At 52.5% G+C, this 18671-nt stretch carries 16 protein-coding genes and 5 tRNA genes; 7 read left to right on the forward strand and 14 right to left on the reverse strand.

Annotation, left to right across the window (positions count from 1 at the left end):
- Nucleotides 1-169 precede the first annotated feature (169 nt).
- The 14 genes from rplL to HG66A1_RS28815 all read right to left on the reverse strand — a co-directional run bounded on the left by rplL (nucleotide 170) and on the right by HG66A1_RS28815 (nucleotide 8276).
- Entirely contained in the window at nucleotides 170-583 is a 414-nt protein-coding gene (rplL, locus tag HG66A1_RS28750; protein ID WP_145192498.1) for a 50S ribosomal protein L7/L12, read from the reverse strand.
- Between the two features lie 132 nt (nucleotides 584-715).
- Nucleotides 716-1234, reverse strand: coding sequence for a 50S ribosomal protein L10 (rplJ, locus tag HG66A1_RS28755; protein WP_145192501.1), 519 nt, complete (start codon nucleotides 1232-1234; stop codon nucleotides 716-718).
- A gap of 81 nt (nucleotides 1235-1315) precedes the next feature.
- Entirely contained in the window at nucleotides 1316-2020 is a 705-nt protein-coding gene (gene rplA / locus HG66A1_RS28760; RefSeq protein ID WP_145192504.1) for a 50S ribosomal protein L1, read from the reverse strand.
- An 80-nt stretch (nucleotides 2021-2100) separates the two neighbouring features.
- The gene (rplK, locus tag HG66A1_RS28765) at nucleotides 2101-2526 is read right to left on the reverse strand and encodes a 50S ribosomal protein L11 (protein ID WP_145192507.1); all 426 of its coding nucleotides are present in this window, start codon (nucleotides 2524-2526) and stop codon (nucleotides 2101-2103) included.
- A 74-nt stretch (nucleotides 2527-2600) separates the two neighbouring features.
- On the reverse strand, nucleotides 2601-3185 hold the full coding sequence (gene nusG / locus HG66A1_RS28770) for a transcription termination/antitermination protein NusG (RefSeq protein WP_145192510.1): 585 nt from the start codon (nucleotides 3183-3185) through the stop codon (nucleotides 2601-2603).
- 175 nt (nucleotides 3186-3360) lie between these two features.
- Nucleotides 3361-3711, reverse strand: coding sequence for a preprotein translocase subunit SecE (gene secE, locus HG66A1_RS28775; protein ID WP_232102070.1), 351 nt, complete (start codon nucleotides 3709-3711; stop codon nucleotides 3361-3363).
- A gap of 209 nt (nucleotides 3712-3920) precedes the next feature.
- Nucleotides 3921-3993: transfer RNA gene (locus tag HG66A1_RS28780), tRNA-Trp, on the reverse strand.
- Between the two features lie 89 nt (nucleotides 3994-4082).
- On the reverse strand, nucleotides 4083-4238 hold the full coding sequence (gene rpmG / locus HG66A1_RS28785) for a 50S ribosomal protein L33 (RefSeq protein ID WP_144980952.1): 156 nt from the start codon (nucleotides 4236-4238) through the stop codon (nucleotides 4083-4085).
- Between the two features lie 115 nt (nucleotides 4239-4353).
- Nucleotides 4354-5550 (reverse strand): elongation factor Tu, encoded by a 1197-nt coding sequence (gene tuf, locus HG66A1_RS28790; protein ID WP_145192516.1) that lies wholly within the window; start codon nucleotides 5548-5550, stop codon nucleotides 4354-4356.
- Between the two features lie 146 nt (nucleotides 5551-5696).
- A tRNA-Thr gene (locus HG66A1_RS28795) sits at nucleotides 5697-5769 on the reverse strand.
- A 38-nt stretch (nucleotides 5770-5807) separates the two neighbouring features.
- Nucleotides 5808-5878 (reverse strand) — tRNA-Gly (locus HG66A1_RS28800).
- Nucleotides 5879-5919: 41 nt separating this feature from the next.
- Nucleotides 5920-6001, reverse strand: a tRNA-Tyr gene (locus tag HG66A1_RS28805).
- 84 nt (nucleotides 6002-6085) lie between these two features.
- Nucleotides 6086-6158, reverse strand: a tRNA-Thr gene (locus tag HG66A1_RS28810).
- Between the two features lie 447 nt (nucleotides 6159-6605).
- A complete protein-coding gene (locus HG66A1_RS28815; protein ID WP_145045011.1) occupies nucleotides 6606-8276 on the reverse strand; it encodes a sigma-70 family RNA polymerase sigma factor in 1671 nt (556 codons plus the stop codon).
- Nucleotides 8277-8966: 690 nt separating this feature from the next.
- Between HG66A1_RS28815 and HG66A1_RS28820 the strand changes: the two genes are divergently transcribed.
- The 7 genes from HG66A1_RS28820 (at nucleotide 8967) to HG66A1_RS28850 (ending at nucleotide 18671) form a co-directional block, all read left to right on the forward strand.
- On the forward strand, nucleotides 8967-10589 hold the full coding sequence (locus tag HG66A1_RS28820) for a DUF1549 domain-containing protein (protein WP_145192519.1): 1623 nt from the start codon (nucleotides 8967-8969) through the stop codon (nucleotides 10587-10589).
- A 24-nt stretch (nucleotides 10590-10613) separates the two neighbouring features.
- Nucleotides 10614-11897, forward strand: a complete 1284-nt coding sequence (locus HG66A1_RS28825; protein WP_145192522.1) for a DUF1501 domain-containing protein — start codon at nucleotides 10614-10616, stop codon at nucleotides 11895-11897.
- Nucleotides 11898-12153: 256 nt separating this feature from the next.
- On the forward strand, nucleotides 12154-14217 hold the full coding sequence (locus HG66A1_RS28830) for a hypothetical protein (protein ID WP_145192525.1): 2064 nt from the start codon (nucleotides 12154-12156) through the stop codon (nucleotides 14215-14217).
- 35 nt (nucleotides 14218-14252) lie between these two features.
- Nucleotides 14253-15119, forward strand: a complete 867-nt coding sequence (locus HG66A1_RS28835; protein WP_145192528.1) for a hypothetical protein — start codon at nucleotides 14253-14255, stop codon at nucleotides 15117-15119.
- A gap of 83 nt (nucleotides 15120-15202) precedes the next feature.
- A complete protein-coding gene (locus HG66A1_RS28840) occupies nucleotides 15203-15502 on the forward strand; it encodes a (2Fe-2S)-binding protein (protein ID WP_145045021.1) in 300 nt (99 codons plus the stop codon).
- 35 nt (nucleotides 15503-15537) lie between these two features.
- Nucleotides 15538-16287: an ABC transporter ATP-binding protein gene (locus HG66A1_RS28845; protein WP_145192531.1), complete on the forward strand. Its 750-nt coding sequence runs from the start codon at nucleotides 15538-15540 to the stop codon at nucleotides 16285-16287.
- On the forward strand, nucleotides 16287-18671 hold the full coding sequence (locus tag HG66A1_RS28850; protein ID WP_145192534.1) for an ABC transporter permease: 2385 nt from the start codon (nucleotides 16287-16289) through the stop codon (nucleotides 18669-18671). The genes HG66A1_RS28845 and HG66A1_RS28850 overlap by 1 nt, the downstream gene beginning before the upstream one ends.

Raw genomic sequence — 18671 nt, forward strand, 5'->3', positions numbered from 1 at the left:
ATACTATCGCAGCGCAACCTGCAGGCACTTATTCTAGACTGTTAAACAGCACACTTCAATTGCACGCAGAAAAAAACCATATAAATGTACATAGCAACACAAGACTAACCTGTGCCAAAGCAAGCTTCAGCACAGGTTAAATCCAGATGGCTTTTTTCTCAGCGACGATTTACTTAACTTCAGCAGTACCGCCTGCTTCTTCGACTTCCTTAACCAGAGCTTCAGCATCTTCCTTGGAGACACCTTCTTTCAGTGGTTTAGGAGCACCTTCTACCAGTTCTTTGGCTTCCTTCAGACCGAGGCCTGTGGCGCCACGAACGACTTTAATCACAGGAATCTTGTTGTCACCGAATCCGGTCAGAATGACGTCGAATTCAGTCTTTTCTTCAGGAGCATCACCGCCAGCATCTCCACCACCACTAGGAGCCACCATTACGGCGCCACCGGCTGCAGCTTTAATTCCATGAACTTCTTCGAGGTAATCAGCCAGTTCTTTAGCCTGGAGCAGAGTCAAACCAGCAATTTTGTCGCCCAGTTCTTTGGTTTCTTCACCAAATTCAGTTGTTGCTTCGGCTGTCGCCATCTTCTCTTTCCTTTCGCACGAATGCGTAAAAAAAATCTCTCAATAGTGTAAATCAAATCAACGCCGCTACGTCACTACGGTCGTTGCTACAAATTTATGAATATCCGCCTCAGGGAGAGACAGACCGGCCGTCTATCCTTCTTCGCCTTCGGCGATCGACTTGATCTGCCCGACCACGGTTCCACCGGGCCCTTTGATTGTCGCTGCGAGCTGTGAACCAGGACCAAGGATTCGACCGACAATGTCTGCGATCAATTCCACACGACCCGGGCTCTTACTCAGCTTGGTCACATCATCAGTGGACAGCGAGGTTCCCTCTGTCAGGCCACCCTTGATGTCGAGCTCCTGGATTTCCTTTGCCCATTTGCTCATCTCTTTAGAGAGCTCAACGATATCTTCACCACCCCAGACCAGAGTTGAAGGCCCCTTCAGAACCTCTTCCAACCCTTCAATGCCTTTATTGGCAAATGCCCGTCGAGCGAGTGAGTTCTTGACTGTCAGAGCAGTGAGCCCCTTTTCCTGCAGCTTGATACGAAAACTGTTATCAGTAATCGCATCCACTTTTGCAGAATCTATCACGACGAAGTCGCGGACATCGCCGATCTGGGATTCAATCTCCGAGATGATCATTTCTTTTACAAATTTACTCATTGGATCTCTTCCAGCTTGTTAAACGCCGAAAACAGCAATATGTGATGTTATATAAAATCTGTCAGGATTCGACGCTCCCCATTACAGGGCAACAGAAATCCCCGGGCTCATGGTTGCCGAAACGGCGACGTTTCTCACATAAGCACCTTTGACTGAAGAAGGACGCAAGCTGTCCAGATACTTCAGCATCGCCTGGATATTTTCGATTAACTGAGTTGGTTCAAACGACATTTTGCCAACCCGGCAATGCACGTTTCCACCAGCGTCGACACGAAATTCGACTTTACCAGCTTTGTAATCTTTGACTGCAGTCTCCACATCCTGGGTAACTGTACCAGCACGAGGTGAAGGCATCAGACCGCGGGGACCAAGCACACGACCGAGCGGACCAACCACACCCATCATGTCGGGAGTTGCGATCGCGACGTCAAAGTCGAGCCAGCCACCTTTAATCTTGTCAGCCAGATCCTTACCACCAGCGGCATCTGCACCAGCGGCTTCGGCAGCCTCCAGATTGGCGCCCTGGGCGAATACAACAACCCGCTGTGCCTTACCAATCCCGTGTGGAAGAATGATCGAACCACGCACCAGCTGGTCTGCCTGGCGGGGATCAACACCCAGACGCACAGCCAGTTCTACAGTCTGGTCCATTTTGACCGGCTTGATAGCAGCTGGCAGATCGCTGTCCAGCGATTTCAGCGCCCCTACAGCCTCTTCCAGACTGACAGTGCCGAGGCCTGACAGCTTTTCATTGTAATGCTTTGTCCGCTTGGATTGTTTTCCCATGACTCTTTTATCCGGTAAACGTGCTGTTTGTATTGATGAAATCTGATAGTACTTGAGGGCAGCCTGCTGCCCGTTTCAGATTATTTTTCGACTTCAATGCCCATGCTGCGGGCAGTTCCGGCAATAATCTTGGCAGCCTGATCGATGTTCGGTGCATTCAGGTCTTCGAATTTGGTCTTGGCGATTTCCTTCAGCTGATCAACGGTCACTTTGCCGACCTTGTTCTTCTTAGGATTCCCTGCCCCCTTAGCAACCTGAGCAGCCTGCTTGAGCAGAACTGCAGCTGGAGGACTTTTCAGGACAAAGTCGAAAGAACGATCGTTAAAGATACTGATTACAACAGGAATAGTCGTCCCTGCCATATCCTTGGTACGCTCGTTGAACTGCTGCACAAACTGGCCAATGTTGACACCATGTGGACCGAGGGCTGTACCAACTGGAGGAGCCGGGGTAGCCTGACCACCGGGAATCTGAACTTTTACTTCTGTAACAAGCTGCTTAGCCATTTTGACCGACTTTCAAAACACTTTATAAACAGGTGAATCAAATATATCTTTTCAATGCCGAGCCGGGTGACCCGTCACACTTTTTCAATTTGCCAGTATTCCAGCTCTGAAGGTGTCGGACGGCTGAAGATCTCAATCAGGACCGTCACTTTACCACTGGCTTCATCAATAGCATCAATCGTGCCTTCAAAGCCTTCAAACGCACCATCTTTAATTTTGACTACATCGCCTGTCTGGAAATCCAGTTTGATTTTGACAGGTGTTTCTTCCTTGGTCTCTTCACGACCCAGCATACGGGAAATTTCATGTTCCTGCATCGGAATTGGCTGACCAGCGGCCCCGGTAAAGTCACCAACGCCATTCGTTGATCGCACCAGATACCAGCTGTCATCATTCAACTCCACCTGGATCATCAGATAACCAGGGTAAAGTTTGCGTTCATAAACGCGCTTCTTACCACCTTTTGTTTCAACTACTTTTTCCGTGGGGATAATAATCTCCCCAAAGTACTCTTCCAGGCCGTCCCGCTTAATTCCCCGCAACAGGGCATCACGAATCGATTTTTCGCGGTTGCTTTGTACCTTCAGTACGTACCACTGCCGCTTCTCTGATCCCTCTGCATTTTCAGAGGTTGGTTCAGAATCCGAATCATTACTCATGAGACACCTTCAATCAGACCTTTGACGACAATAAAAGCCCTGATTTTACTCGAATGCGACAAACAAAGAGACCGCCAAAACCGGAATCGCCCATAATGAGCAGGAAGACCATTTTATTCAAGAAGCAGAGATCAAAAAATCTCTGTTATTCGCTGAATGCCGGCCACATCCTGCTTCAAATCCTGAGAAAGCCGATCAACTGGAAGAGGGCCTGCCAGAACAGATCGAATGCCAGTAGCAGAAACGCCAGCAGAAACATGACCACAATCACGACTGTCGTTGAACGCCACAGCTGCTCCTTGGTTGCCCAAGTCACCTTGCTCACCTCGGCTTCCACCGAAATCAGGAAGTCAGCAAACCGGGGAAAATTCACCAGACGGTATGCCAACCATGCGGAAATCACGACCACTCCGACCGCAATCCCTTTCTGCAGCCCTGCAGACATTCCCAGGGGCAACACGTTATACAGCGAATAGGCGCCAAAAATCGCCACGGCCACCAGGCCGATCGCAGTTAACTGACGCACCAGGCGCCCCTGATTCCTTTTATATAAACCACCACTAACCAGAGTGGCAGAAAATGCTTGTTCCGATTTGGATTTAGCCATGAGACCGACTTACTAACTACCAGATACCTATGGTGTGAACCACTGGAACCGCAAACCTGTTTTCCTGAGCCAACACTCGACTGAACCGAATCAGCCAGCGCCAACATCAACAGTAAAACTTCAATAAACACGGGCGGAGGGACTTGAACCCCCAACCGCTGGATTTGGAATCCAGTGCTCTGCCAATTGAGCTACACCCGTCCACAACATTGAACTGACCAAACAGATTTGACCACCGGAAGTAACTCGAAACAACGCACACCAGCTCACAAAATCCCGGTCAGCAAGCCTTATTTCTTGCGCGACTCTTTGTGCAATGTGTGACGCCGCAGCTTGGGGCAGTATTTCATCAATGAAAGCCGCTCAGTGCCGCGAGTCTCCTTACTGACCCGATAGTTTCTCATACCAGTCTCAGTACACTCTAACCAAACATATTCACGTGCCATAACAGCCCTCAGTCCCCACGGACATCAATTTCACAAATCAACTGTAACTTGAAGATGTCCACCCTGCCAAAACAGGGTGGACACCACTTATCTTCAAACCGAAGCGATCGTTCGACTACTCGACGATCTTGGTAACCACACCAGAACCGACGGTACGACCACCTTCGCGAATCGCGAAACGGCTACCTTCGGACATAGCAATTGGCTTACCGAGTTCAACTTCAACTTCAACGTTATCACCAGGCATACACATTTCTGCGCCACCCAGCAGCGTGGTTGAACCGGTTACGTCAGTAGTACGGAAGTAGAACTGAGGACGATACCCGTTGAAGAACGGAGTATGACGACCACCTTCTTCTTTGCTCAGTACGTATACCTGACCTTCGAACTTGGTGTGCGGAGGAATGGAACCGGGAGCAGCCAGAACCTGACCACGCTCGACGTCTTCCTTCTTGGTACCACGCAGCAGGATACCAACGTTGTCACCGGCCAGACCCTGATCCAGAGTCTTCTGGAACATTTCAACACCGGTACAGGTTGTTTCCTGAGTGTCACGCAGACCGACGATTTCAACCTTGTCACCAACGTTGATCTTACCAGCTTCGATACGACCGGTTACCACGGTACCACGACCAGCGATAGAGAACACGTCTTCGATCGCCATCAGGAACGGCTTGTCTGCTTCACGCTCTGGAGCAGGAATGTCAGCATCGAGAGCATCCATCAGCTCGCCAATGCAGGCGTTGAATTTTTCGTCGCCGGGGTTATCCAGAGCACCTTTGGCGTTACCACGAACGATGGTAATGTCATCGCCGGGGAAACCGTACTTGGTCAGCAGCTCACGAATTTCCATTTCAACCAGCTCGAGCAGTTCTTCGTCATCAACCAGGTCACACTTGTTGAGGAAGACAACCAGAGCAGGCACGTCAACCTGACGGGCCAGCAGGATGTGCTCACGAGTCTGGGGCATGGGACCATCAGCAGCAGACACAACCAGGATCGCACCATCCATCTGGGCAGCACCGGTGATCATGTTCTTGATGTAATCCGCGTGACCGGGACAGTCAATATGAGCGTAGTGGCGAGTTTCGCTTTCATATTCCACGTGACTCACAGCGATCGTCACAGTCTTGGTTTCGTCACGAACGGTTCCGCCCTTCGCAACATCAGCATAACTCTTGAGTTCAGCAAGACCCTTGTGAGCCTGAACTGCGAGCAGTGACGCAGTCAGAGTGGTCTTACCATGGTCGATGTGTCCAATCGTACCAACGTTTACGTGCGGCTTTGTTCGCTCAAAGACTTCCTTAGCCATCTCTCTTTAAAACCCCTTTTTCAGGCCCGCACTCGAGGACCTGAACAATAAAACCAACAAAACAATTAGCGAGGTAAAAACAGGAGTCACCCCTCGCACGCAAGAGGCACACACCTCCTGAGAACCACATTTAACGATAATCAAAAAGCTGCTGATGGGACTTGAACCCATGACCTCGTCCTTACCAAGGACGCGCTCTACCAACTGAGCCACAGCAGCAATTTTGAGAATTAAACCGAAACGCGTTTCTATTCAAAAGCGGGTGAAGGGAATCGAACCCTCACGACCAGCTTGGAAGGCTGGGGCTCTACCATTGAGCTACACCCGCGTCTAATTTTACGTGACTCAGTCACTTCCAATTCTTTTGAATGGGGGAAGCAGGATTCGAACCTGCGAAGGCGTAGCCACCAGATTTACAGTCTGGCCCCTTTGGCCGCTCGGGAATTCCCCCTCCCAACCAGCCGAAGCTGGAAGTCACAAGTTGTAATCTGGCAACAATTTAAATAATAAAACTGCCTCAAATCGCAACTAAAAGAGCTAGCGGTGGGAATCGAACCCACAACCTTCGGTTTACAAAACCGATGCTCTGCCGATTGAGCTACGCTAGCCTGTCAAACTGAGACTAAACTAGCAGGCTTCAAGCCTCATGAACCTGAACAACTCGCCTGGCTAAAGAGGTACTTTCCCCGCCGAAACTCAGTAAGCAGCTCAATATAGCAATCAGGGACCTGCTTGCAAGTGTGAACGACAGGCTGATTAGAAAAAATTGTTATCTTTTCTTAATGCTCTATGCCTATGCGGTCTAAGATTTTCCAACTCATTGGAATCTGATTTCAGATCGGCAGAAAACGCCGCTTCGTCCATGGGTTTCACAGCCTACTGACTTACCCCTTCAAGTTCAATAAACAAAGCTCGAAAGGCCTGCAATCCAGACAGAAAACCGGCGCACAGGTTCACAGCGCATACAAAAAGCAGGCATGATTTCACAGAATCATGCCTGCTCAAGGGGAGAACTCACTAACAGATCCAGTTAACCGGAGCTGATGAGCCTGCTTTTATATTCCCGGGATTTCCACCCGCTCCACCTGGGTAATCCGTCGCAGTTTTTTCAGAGCACGGGATTCCAATTGACGAATCCGTTCTTTCGTGACTCCGAAGCGATCGCCTACCTGTTCAAGTGTCTGAGGTTCATTGCGGGCATTCAAACCATAACGATAGATTAGAATATCCTTTTCCCGACCATCCAGCTGGTCCAGAATACTCATGATGACTGCATGTTGCTTCTGGTTAATTAACTCTTCCCGGTACTGACTTTCCCGTTCATCAGTCGACTGAAAGAACAGTTCGTCGTTCCCGGTACGGAACCGGTCGAGGACCTTGTATTCCGCAGGAATTGACCGGGCGTAGTTTTTCATAATTGCCCAGCTGGCGTAGGTCGAGAATTTATTACCTTTGGTATAATCAAATTTCTCGATGGCACGAATCAGAGACATGTTGCCGTCACTGACCATTTCGAAGAAGTTGCCGCCCGGACGAATGTGCCGCTTGGCAATCGAAACCACCAGTCGCAGGTTACTGCGGATCAGGAAGTTCTTCACGTCCGTGCTCTCATCGAGCAGCTTCTCAATCTGATCCATGTCCCTGGCTTTCGGACGATTCGGATCCAGTTTTTCCTGAATCTGTGCTGCCTTGTATTTCAGGAAGTTCAATTTTCTGAAGTAATACGCCTCTTCTTCCCGCGTGAGCAGCGGAATGGAATACAGGCTGGCCAGGTACGGAGGCAGCCCGGGAGGCGTACGTACTTTTTCGTTCGACTTATCGACTTCCGGAGCCGGTCCCAGAATGACCTTTTCCGCACCGGACTGATCGAATTCGTCGCTGTGCATGTAATCAATGGTCTGGGCATGCAGACGTGCTGCCCGTGCTTCGGAGATAATCCGATAGATGCTGGCCTTGGTCCGGCAGTAACGCCGCGCCAGCTTATCTACGGGAATGCCCCGCCGGAAGCTGTTGTAGATATCACGTTTCTGCTGATCCGTGATCTTTTCGGGTGCGTTCGGAAATATCGCCAATTCTGGATTCTCCCGATCAAAATTTTTCAGGGTATAGCGAATCGTTTCAGGTGAACGATTCATGTGCCGTGCGATACGACGACTGATCTCGGCGGGGCAGCCCCCATACCGGGCAAGTCGTCTGGCGCGACGTAAAATTTCTTCGCGATCTTCGTCACTCAACTGACTGAAATTCATGCTGCGGGCGACGTGGCCTTTATTGTTTTGCAGATAACGATCCACGGACGATTTCAGAAAACCGACACGCATCCGACCATTAAACCGGAAGCGGCGGCTGACCAGCCCTTTATCGCGCCAACGGTCGACAGTCTTGGTAGAAATGTTGAACTTCTTACTCAGATCCTGGACAGTGAAAACGTCTTCTTCCACGTCTTCGACGTCAATCTCAGCGCTCTCGGACAGGTCCTCAATGAAGCACCGCACATCATGCATGACGTCGCTGCCGTTGATCATCAGGTCCGGGTAGATCTCGGAGCGATATGTGGTGATCTGTTTGCAGATTTCCGGGTACTGATACTCCTGCTCCAGATCAATCTCTGTGAGCAGAGCTTCTGCACGGTCCATTTGCGCCAACTTGACATCGTGAGGTGCATACTTCACCTGTTGATCTGCCAGCTGCTTCATGGCCGGATTGTTATATTTTGAACTGATCATTATTCCCCACCCTCTTTTATGAATGTTCCGGGAAACCCAGCGTGTCCGTCACAATGTTGTCTCCGGGTTTTCATCTCTTCTACGTATGAAAAGACGAATTTGAGAGTAAAAAGTTCACACATAAATTATTTTAGCCAAAGAAAGTTGGAATTCACCTGCAGATTGCCCTTTAAACCCGAAACCATCAACCATAACAAACGATATCCTGTTTATTATCATACACTTACAAAAGTGACGCGTAATTTACCTCCATACCGACAAGAGCCCCTTCCCCCTTAAAAACAATACGATTTGCATTCCCAGGGGCTCCCCGAAATCACAAAAATGTGTGAAATATCTCACATTTCAAAGTCGACACCCTGCCTTTAAAAATAGTATACATATGATTTGGCCGATTGTCAACCATCTTGTACACCACCCTGTTGCAGAAAACTCCCGAAGCATCCCCAGTGTACATAAGGATCGAAATGAATAAATTTCTTACCACCAGCTACCGTGAATCCATCAAGATCTCTTTACCTTTGCTCACAGACAGATACGATGAAAGATGCTGGTTTCAGCAGTCTCTGAGCCTGGGGTGCTCTGTTACCGGTATCCCTGTCTAACATTAGTACGTATTTCGTGCGTTCTGCATTTGAAGTATCTCCGTTGGAAACTTCAGCATATTCTCTCTGAATAGCGGGTAATCTCATGTTGCAGCGTGGTTCCAGTTCTCTCCGCAAGCGTCCTCATCAATGGATCATTCTGGTTACATTGATTTGTTTGACGCTTTTGGCAACTTCTTCAGCAGCCCCCCGCAAGAACACCAAAAAGAAGCTCCCCCCACTGAATCTGCCTCCCCTGAAAACCCAGGAACAGAAGATGCAGCTGCTCGGCTACATTCGACAGAATATGCCCACGCTTCGGCAGGGAAGTCGCGTGAGCTTCAGCTCCCAGGACCTCGACAAAGCACTCGCATTGGAGTTGGGAGACACTATTTCCCAGGCGGCACCGCTGATCGACGATGAAACCTTTATCCGTCGTGCCTCGCTGGATCTGACCGGCACCTTGCCCTCCGCCGAGAAAATCAAAACGTTCGTTGCTGATCAGAATTCAAATAAACGGTCTGACTACATTGATGAATTGCTTGAAACAGAAGCATACGCGCGTAAATGGGCCCGCTACTGGACCTCGGTCATTTTCTACGAAAGTGAAGCCAACAAGCGGCGGGTTAATCCCGAAGCGCTCGAAGACTGGCTCGCAGAGCAATTCCGTAAAGGCGCCCCCTGGGATTACATCACGGTCATGCTGATCTCAGCGACTCCCGAACGAAACAAGAAGAAAAAGAACGATTACGGTCAGGATTACGGGCCCAACAACTTCGTCCTCGCCTGCGAAAACAAATCGACTGAACTGGCTTCCGAAACGGCCCGCATCTTCATGGGCATCAGCATTCAGTGCGCTGAATGTCACGATCATCCCTTCGACAACTGGAAGCGAATTCAGTTCCACGAACTCGCCGCTTTCTTTCACCCCTACACCTACAAGATGCCCTCTCAGGAGGACCCCACTGTCAGCACCGTAGTGAAACCCCGCTTCCTGCTCGGTGAAAAACCTTATGAAAACATGAAGTCCGATGCCCGTCGCGTCTCGATTGCCGCTTACCTCGCTTACAATCCTCAGAACTACTGGTTCGCCCGCTCTTATGTAAACCGTATCTGGAGTGAGCTGATTGGCGATGGCTTTTACGACGTAGACAGTCTGGGACCGGACGGCGATGTCGTGCACAAGCCGATCGTCAATCGCATCGCGGCTAACTTCCGCTACAAGGATTTTGACCCGAAATGGGTCTTTCGGCTGATCATGAATTCCCAGGTCTATCAGAGGGAAATGCGGACCGTGGACTCCCCCTCCGAACTCTTTACAGCCATCCGTCCTTCCCGGCTGCGACCGGATGTGGTCGCCAATTCGGTATCGCATGTGATCGGCGAAAATCCCCAGTTGCGGAAAGAGATCGACACCGTCTTCGACATGAATCCCTCTCTGCCCCAAAGCACCCTGGAAGGCTCGATTCAGCAGGCTCTACTGCTCATGAACCAGCGCGAACTCCAGCAGGCTTTATCACAGAGTGAACTCAAACAGAAGTTACTGGGTATCACATCGAACGAAGAACTGGTGCAGTCACTTTACCTGAATGTGCTGGCCCGTAATCCTACGCCGGATGAACTTCAGCGCAACGTCAGCTACCTGCAAGGCTCTGAAAAACGGGACGAAGCGGTAGAAGACCTGCTCTGGGTTCTCGTTAACTGCACCGAATTTCGTACCAAACGCTGACAGCTCAAACACGGGAATCACCCCATGCAATCCGATGCGCTCCTCCATCTGAATTTAAATCGCCGCGGGCAGTTCACCCGTCGGAATTTTCTGCAGGCCGCCGCTCTCGGTGTCGCCGGCTCACCGTTACTCAGTCAGATTCAACTCAATGCTGCCGAAATGAAAAAGCAGGGCCGCGCCTGCATTCTACTCTGGCTGGCAGGTGCCCCCAGTCAGCTGGAAACCTGGGACCCCAAACCAGGATCTCCCAATGGAGGCGAGACAAAGAAAATCCAGACGCAGACCCCGGGTATCGAAATCGCCCACTACTGGCCCAAGATCGCGTCCGTCATGAATGACGTCGCCCTCATTCGCTCGATGACAGGTAAAGAAGCGGCCCACGAACGGGGCACCTATCATCTGCATACCGGACATCGCATGCTGGGGATCGAGAAGTTCCCGCACTTCGGCTCCGTTGTCGCCCGCGAACTGGGAGATCCCAATTCCGACATCCCCAATTTCGTCAGCATCGGACAGACGCTGAGCTCGGGTTTTCTGGGCGTGCAGGTTGCTCCATTCATCATCGACCGTCCCGGTCAGCTGCCTGATAACGTCACCAGTGATGCCTCCGCTGCCCGCCAGAGGCGACGGCTCGCTTTGCTCAGCCAGCAGGAGCGTGATTTCGCCCAGTCCGGCGCCGAAGCACTCGTGCAGGAGCAGAGTAAGCTCTATCAGAAAGCGAGCCTGATGATGACTTCCCCCCGCCTCAAGGCGTTTGAGTTCGACGGAGAATCCGAAGACATGCAGAACGCTTACGGTAAAAATCAACTGGGTCAGGGACTGCTGGTCGCCCGCCGTCTGGTGGAAGCCGGTGTCCCCTTTGTCGAAGTCCGCAGCACCGGCTGGGACATGCACAGCAGCATCTTCCGCAATATGGAGCGCCGTGCGGCTGATGTTGATCAGGGACTGTCTCAGCTCCTCACCGACCTCAAGTCACGGGGCCTTTTGGAAAAAACACTCGTCCTCTGCATGGGAGAATTCGGCCGGACTCCGAAAATCAATGCCCGGCCCCCTGCTCCCGGACGCGATCACTGGGTTCGTAATTTCAATCTCCTGATGGCGGGTGCCGGCATCAAAGGGGGACAGGCCATCGGCAAAACCGATGAGAACGGCCAGGAAATCACCGACCATCCGGTACAGGTCGAAGACCTCTTCCAGTCCATGTGTAAAGCGATGGGCATCAACGCCGACATGGAACTGCACACCCCCATTGGACGTCCCGTCCGCCTCGTCGATGGCGGCGCTGTGATCAAAGGCTTGTTCGGCTGAGCCTCTACCCAACACTCCTCAAACAGTATCCTCGGCTGTACCCGACTTTTCCTGCCCCCTCTCGTGACAGGATAACGATCCAAGTCCGCAATTCACGAAACCCGGGTTAATCGAAAACAAGCTTCAAAAAGACTTGGCAGCACTCCGTGACAAAACGTATGATAAAGGAGAGAGCTGCTCCCTCTGCGGCGTTATGGCACACCCTTAACCCTTATTCAGATTCACTTTACGCAAATACGAATTTACAGGCCGATTCATGACCAGCATCGCTGTTCCTTGTCCGCAATGCAAAAAAAAACTCAAACTCCGCGATAAAAGTCTGCTCGGCAAAAAAGCCCGTTGTCCGAACTGCAAGCACGCATTTGTCCTGCAGCTGCCCGAAACGGCGGCGGTCCAGAGTTCCAGCTCTTCGTCTGCAGCTCCTTCCACGGAGCCGACGCCCCCTCCCGTCCAACAACGACCTGAAGAAATAGCACCTCCGCCCTCTTCTGCGGAAATTGAAGAAGTCAAAATAGATCTCGCGCAACCCAAGGCTCCCGTCGTCGGCACTTCCGCTAAATGGGTTCCCGATGAACCGATCGAGCCAGTTGCACCCGTGGCTCCCACGCCGCAACCGCAGAATCAGTTTCCGCAGATTGATACCTCGGGCTCGACAGCTGCTTCAACAGGAACACCACAAATCGATACTGGTGCCGGCAGTGGTGGCTTCCCGAACATCGCCGTCGAATCTTCCGAGAATGCCGGCGTTGCCCGCATGCGTGAGTTGCGCCGCAAAAACGCCAAGCGTCGTAACATCACCATCGTCTCGGTAATCGGCTTGCTCCTTGTCGTCGGCGTCGGCGGTTACTTCGCCTGGCCTCAAGTTGAGCAGTCCATGACCGCTAAACCGGCGGTCCCCGTACAACCACAGACGAACAATGCCACGCCCGCGGCTCCCGTCACTCCCGCTGTCAGCCAGAAACAGGAAGTCGCGGCCAGCCCGACATCCGGCGAGCCGATTCGATTGCTCTACGTCCCCGCAGGCACCCGTGTGCTGATTCACATGCACCCCGCTGCCCTCTGGGAACCTGGTTCGCAGGGAGAAGAATTCCGTGCCTGCCTCGGGCCGCTGGGCATCTGGGCCGGACAGAAAATCAAAGACATCTGCATGCTGGAACCGGAACAGATCAAGGAACTCACTATCTGTCTGATCTTGGGCTCCCCCGGTGCTCCACCCGAATATGCAGCGGTGATTCGTCCCGTCGAACCTATCAAACGTTCGGCTCTGATCGCCCAGTTTGATGGACAGCGTCTGGATGACTACAGCTTTCCCGTATACTCGGGCGGCAAGAACTCTTACATGATCGTCGACGAAAACACTTACGTGATTGGCCCGCCGGGTGCAGATCGCGCCGCCGAGATGGCAGATGCCCGCGAGTTTGAAAGCAGCACTTCCCCGGGCATTGAATCGATCCTGAAACAGTCCGACCGGGACCGTCACCTGACACTGGTCTTCGATCCCGATGAAGTCCGCCGTCAACAGGATGTCCTCGTCCCCGAAAAAGCACACCCCTTCCTCAATGAGTTTCTGGACTGGGTCGGGGATGACGTGGAAACCATCTCCTGGAGCATGCATCTGAATCCCGATGACTTCTATTCGGAATTCACTTTCCGTAATACCACGATGATCCGTCCCCCAGAACTGGCGAACAATCTCAAGAACAAACTCGATCAGCTGCCCCACGACATGCTGGAAGGGGTCCGAAAAATGAATCCGGGTACCGTCGGCAGCCGGAAAGTAATTGGTCGCTATCCTGCCATGCTCAAAGCCTTCAGTATGGCCAATAACGAAAAAACAGGCGAACGCTACGCACAGCTTGTCAGCAGTCTGCCCGAACGGGCCGCCCCCAACCTGGCACTCGCCAGCCTGCTCACCTGGGATGAATCGACGCGAACCAACTTCGACGTCGAAGTGAAACCACGGCCCACCGGTCCCAAACTGCCGGATAAGGTGGTCGACCGTCTGAAGATGAAGGTTGATGTCGACTTCCGTCGTACTCCACTACAGGAAGCATTTGCTTATATCGGCGAAGAAACCAAAACCAATATCGAACTCGATGGGGAAGCCCTCAAGCTGGTTGGTTATACGAAAAACATGCCCCAGACCATGAACTTGGGAATGGTTTCCGGGCTGGATGCCATTCAGGCGATTTTCAATGTGAAAGATCAGGATCAGTTATGCCTGGTGATTGATGAAGGTAAAAAAACTGCCACGATCACCAGTAAACCCTATGCGAAGAACAACAACCTGACGATCTTCGCGTTTCCACCGAAGCCATAAGTTCCCTATCGGATTCGTAGTCGGGGTGATTACCCATGGATGTCACCACCTTTCATTGTCCACACTGTCGTGCTGCGCTCCGCATGCGCGGCAGACAGACCGCTGGCACCCGCTTCCACTGTCCCGACTGTGAACAACCGCTGCAAATCACGGCTGCGGAAGAAGGAACGCTCTCACTTTCTCCCGTTGAATCAGAGCCCGTCCCCCAGGGCCCGTCACCGCTGACTCTGAAAACGACTGCCGCACTGACGTCAATACGACAGGGTCTCAAATATCTGGCAGCCAGTCCCGTATTGCTGTCCTGGATCGTGGCCGGCACCGGAGGGCTGGCGATCCTGCTGATGATTCTGTTCGATGAATCACCCACGATCCCTCAACCTGAAATCGATGCAAGTGTCAAAGCAGACGATAACCAGGAACCAGCAGCAGATCAGCCACTGCTCCCCGAAGTCGCAGCTGAACCAGAGCCCGGTATACCAGAGCCAGCAGCTCCTGAGATTCCAGCAGTACCAGCGCCCGATCAGTTTGCACATCAGCCCCTGATCGCCGTCAAACCGAACCAGATCCCGCCGCTGGTGGCACGTAAACCCGATCCCCAGGAAGAACCAGCAGTTCCTGCAACCGATGTAACGCTCGCCCTGCAAATCCCGATCCTCGAGTTCCGTCAATCCGAAGAAATACCGCTGAGCACACTGATCTCGCAGTTCGAAGAGATGCTCGATACCAAATTTCTGATTGCCGACAATGTCAAAAACGATCCGCGGTTACTCGAAACTCCGGTCTCGTTCTCGCAGAAGAACACAAACCTCTCCCGCCTGCTGACGCAAATATTGAGCGAAGCGGCACTGACATTCTCTGTCAAATCAAATAAGATTCACATTGAGAGAGCGGAAGGCTCCTGAAGTTCTCCCGCGCCGTAAATCAAGTTCGCCTTGTCGCGAACCAGTCTGCCCGTCAGCGGGCTTAACCAAAGTTAGCTCTGCACGTGAAACTCGACGACAAAGTCTGTTACTGTTTTCATATCAGTAAACGCAAAATCATCAACCATCTTCGCATTCATCGCCCCCGCCGGGCCAGTCAATTGAGTGAATGCGGCGGGGCAGGCACGGGCTGTGGCTGGTGTGTTCCTTACCTGAAACGCTATTTCGCCGAATACGAAAAAGCGGCCGCCGAAGATTCCGGGAAGATCACGGATCTGGAAGAAGACACCATCACCGCTGAAGAATACGCCGAGCAGCGGGATCAGTACATCCAGAGTGGCAAAGGGACGCCCCCTGCCAGATGACCTCTTGAATTCTTACCTGTTCCGAGATCACAGTCATGCCCGCTTCTGAAACGAATTCAGTTCCCGCTTCTGCCGCAGAACAGGAAGTCCTGCTCTCGCTGCAATCGATTTCGAAAACGTACACGACGGGCGATGTGAAAGTACCGGTGCTGCACCATGTGGATCTGGAGATTTATGCGCGGGAGTTTCTGGTCATTGTCGGTCCCTCCGGTTCGGGGAAGAGCACCCTGCTGAATATCGTAGGAGGCATCGACACGCCAACTGAGGGCGAAGTCTACTTTCAGGAACAGAATGTCTCCCGTTTTAACGAGCAGCAACTCACACGTTACCGTCGCGAAAACATCGGCTTCGTCTTTCAGTTCTACAACCTGGTGCAGACATTGACCGCGCGGGAGAACGTCATTGTCGCTGCCGACATCAGTGCCGAACCCATGTCCCCCGATGAAGCGCTGGAACTGGTGGGACTCTCAGACCGCGCCGAGCATTTCCCAGCGCAGCTTTCGGGAGGCGAACAGCAAAGAGTCGCCATCGCGCGGGCTCTGGTCAAACAGCCGGAGCTGTTGCTCTGCGATGAACCGACGGGCGCCCTCGACTTAACCACCGGACGCAAAATTCTGGGAGTCCTGGCTGACCTGAATCGTGAGTTGGGCAAGACCGTTGTGATCATCACCCATAACTCGGCCATCGGACAGATGGCCCGCCGCGTAGTCCGCATCGGATCAGGCACCATCGCTGAAGCTCGACCGAATCCGCATCCCATTTCCGCTGAGCAGGTTACCTGGTAATGAAAGTGCTGCACCGGAAATTACTGCGAGAACTGCTGGCGGCCCGCGGGGTTCTGATCGCCATCATCAGTATTATCGCGGTCGGCATCGGCTGTTTCATCGCCATGTTTTCGACCTATGATAATCTCGAGTATTCCCGGCAGAACTATTACCGGCTCTGTCACATGGCTGACTTCTCCATCGAACTCAAGAAGGTCCCCCTGGGTGACCTTGAGGCGATCGCGCAAACGCCGGGAGTAACCAATATCCTGCCGCGGATTGTTTTTGAAGTTACCGCCTCACTCGAAGACGTTGAAAAACCTCTCTCTGGAAAAGCGGTCTCGCTACCCGAACATGAAAACGCGCCGATCAACAGCATCGTCATCAAGCAGGGCAGTTACTTCACCGATCAGCGACAGGAAGAGGTCATCGTCAATGATGCGTTCGCCCGTGCACATAATCTGCGGCCCGGCGATCACATTCAGCTGATTCTCAACAACCGACTTCAGGACCTGCTGATCGTCGGTACCGCCATCAGCTCCGAATTCGTCTACCTGATCGGTCCCGGTGGACTCGTGCCGGAACCGGAAAGCTACGGCGTGTTCTACCTGAAGCATGACTACGCGGAAGATGTCTTCGGTTTTGAAGGGGCGGCCAACCAGATCCTAGGACACCTCGCCCCGCAGTACCAGAGCCCTAACCGCGTCCGCCAGATTCTGGATCAGCTGGAACTCGAACTGGAAGACTACGGCGTCTTTTCCACGACCCCGCTCTCGCAGCAGTCCTCGCACTGGTTCCTGAAAAATGAGATCGACGGTCTCAAAATCAGTGCCACCATTCTGCCATCCATCTTTTTGATTGTCGCGGCCCTGGCTTTGAATCTGCTCATGTCACGGATGGCGGAACAGCAGCGAACCGTGGTCGGAACCCTCAAAGCCCTGGGCTATTCCAATCAGGAGATGTTTCGGCACTTCATTCAGTTTGGTCTGCTGATCGGGGTGGCAGGAGGCATCCTGGGAACCCTGCTGGGCTACTCCCTGGCCGGAGCCATGACGGCCCAATACCGTAATTTTTTCGAATTCCCCTCGCTGACCAATCAGATGTATCCCCGTGTAATTCTGCTGGGCATGCTGATCAGCGTCTTCTTTGCGGTGCTGGGAACCTTCCGCGGGGTCCGTACTGTCGTGCGTCTCTCACCGGCGGAAGCGATGCGTCCCAAACCGCCGCTACGGGCCCGGCGGATTCTATTGGAGCGGATTCAAGTCTTCTGGCAGGCACTCGACTTCCGCTGGCAGATGGTGCTCCGCGACATCTTCCGCAATCGAACCCGCACCATTGGTGGATTACTCTCCGCGACAGTCGGGGCGATGCTGCTGCTGGTCACCTTTTCCATGTACGACTCCGCCTTCGCCTTGCTCAACTTTCAATACGATAAGCTGCTGCTCAGTGATATCGACCTGACTTTCAAAGACGACCACGACTACTCCGCGTATTTCGAAGCCCAACAGATCCAGGGAGTCGATTATGCAGAGCCGCTGTTCCAGGTTGGCTGTACCCTGCAGAACGGCATCCACGAAAAGAAAACCGGTATCACCGGGATTCTGCGAGACGCGCGACTGACCATTCCCCGCGACACCGAGGGGAACCGGGTCGAAGTCCCCCCTACCGGTTTACTGGTCACACGCAAACTGGCCGACATTCTGCACATCCAGGCGGGAGACTCGATCCGCATGGTTCCCGTTTCCGGCGATCGCATTCCCCGCCAGGTCCCCGTCATGAAAATCATCGACAGTTACCTGGGGCTGACCGTTTACGCTGACTTCCATTACCTGAACCGTTTGATGGGCGAAGCCGATTCGCTGACCAGTGTGCAGCTCAAAACAAATCCCCGACCGGAAGTGACGCGGAAAATCTATCGGCAACTGAAACAGGTCCCGGCGATTCAGACGGTAAATTCCATCCGCGATCAGAAAGACAAACTGCAGGAAGTCCTCGTCGACCAGATGATCGTGATGATTGTCGTAGTGATCGTCTTCTCCTGCCTGATTTTTTTCGGCAGCATTCTCAATGCGTCGCTGATTTCGCTATCCGAACGTCAACAGGAAATCGCCACGCTGCGGGTACTGGGATACACTCCCGGCGAAGTCGGCTCGATCTTCCTCCGCGAAAGTTTCTCTGTTAATCTGCCCGGCATCCTGCTGGGTTTGCCCGCCGGTTACTGGGCTTCCAAAGGCATTAACATTGCCTACGATACCGAACTGTTCCGCATGCCATTTACCATCTACATGCTGAGCTGGGTGATGACGGTCGTCCTGGGCATCCTGTTTACACTGATCTCACACTGGCCGGTCCAGAAAACCATTCAGAAAATGGACTGGCTCCAGGCGTTGAATGTAAAGGAATAA

This window comes from Gimesia chilikensis, from assembly GCF_007744075.1.
Taxonomy (GTDB): domain Bacteria; phylum Planctomycetota; class Planctomycetia; order Planctomycetales; family Planctomycetaceae; genus Gimesia; species Gimesia chilikensis_A.

Bases quoted from the DNA above. Each gene is read 5' to 3' on its own strand.
- HG66A1_RS28830 (WP_145192525.1), top strand. From the start codon at position 12,154: ATGACCAGCATCGCTGTTCCTTGTCCGCAATGCAAAAAAAAACTCAAA.
- nusG (WP_145192510.1), bottom strand. From the start codon at position 3,185: ATGAGTAATGATTCGGATTCTGAACCAACCTCTGAAAATGCAGAGGGA.
- HG66A1_RS28820 (WP_145192519.1), top strand. From the start codon at position 8,967: ATGTTGCAGCGTGGTTCCAGTTCTCTCCGCAAGCGTCCTCATCAATGG.
- HG66A1_RS28825 (WP_145192522.1), top strand. From the start codon at position 10,614: ATGCAATCCGATGCGCTCCTCCATCTGAATTTAAATCGCCGCGGGCAG.
- HG66A1_RS28835 (WP_145192528.1), top strand. From the start codon at position 14,253: ATGGATGTCACCACCTTTCATTGTCCACACTGTCGTGCTGCGCTCCGC.
- HG66A1_RS28850 (WP_145192534.1), top strand. From the start codon at position 16,287: ATGAAAGTGCTGCACCGGAAATTACTGCGAGAACTGCTGGCGGCCCGC.
- rplJ (WP_145192501.1), bottom strand. From the start codon at position 1,234: ATGAGTAAATTTGTAAAAGAAATGATCATCTCGGAGATTGAATCCCAG.
- HG66A1_RS28845 (WP_145192531.1), top strand. From the start codon at position 15,538: ATGCCCGCTTCTGAAACGAATTCAGTTCCCGCTTCTGCCGCAGAACAG.
- HG66A1_RS28815 (WP_145045011.1), bottom strand. From the start codon at position 8,276: ATGATCAGTTCAAAATATAACAATCCGGCCATGAAGCAGCTGGCAGAT.
- rplL (WP_145192498.1), bottom strand. From the start codon at position 583: ATGGCGACAGCCGAAGCAACAACTGAATTTGGTGAAGAAACCAAAGAA.
- tuf (WP_145192516.1), bottom strand. From the start codon at position 5,550: ATGGCTAAGGAAGTCTTTGAGCGAACAAAGCCGCACGTAAACGTTGGT.
- rpmG (WP_144980952.1), bottom strand. From the start codon at position 4,238: ATGGCACGTGAATATGTTTGGTTAGAGTGTACTGAGACTGGTATGAGA.
- rplA (WP_145192504.1), bottom strand. From the start codon at position 2,020: ATGGGAAAACAATCCAAGCGGACAAAGCATTACAATGAAAAGCTGTCA.
- rplK (WP_145192507.1), bottom strand. From the start codon at position 2,526: ATGGCTAAGCAGCTTGTTACAGAAGTAAAAGTTCAGATTCCCGGTGGT.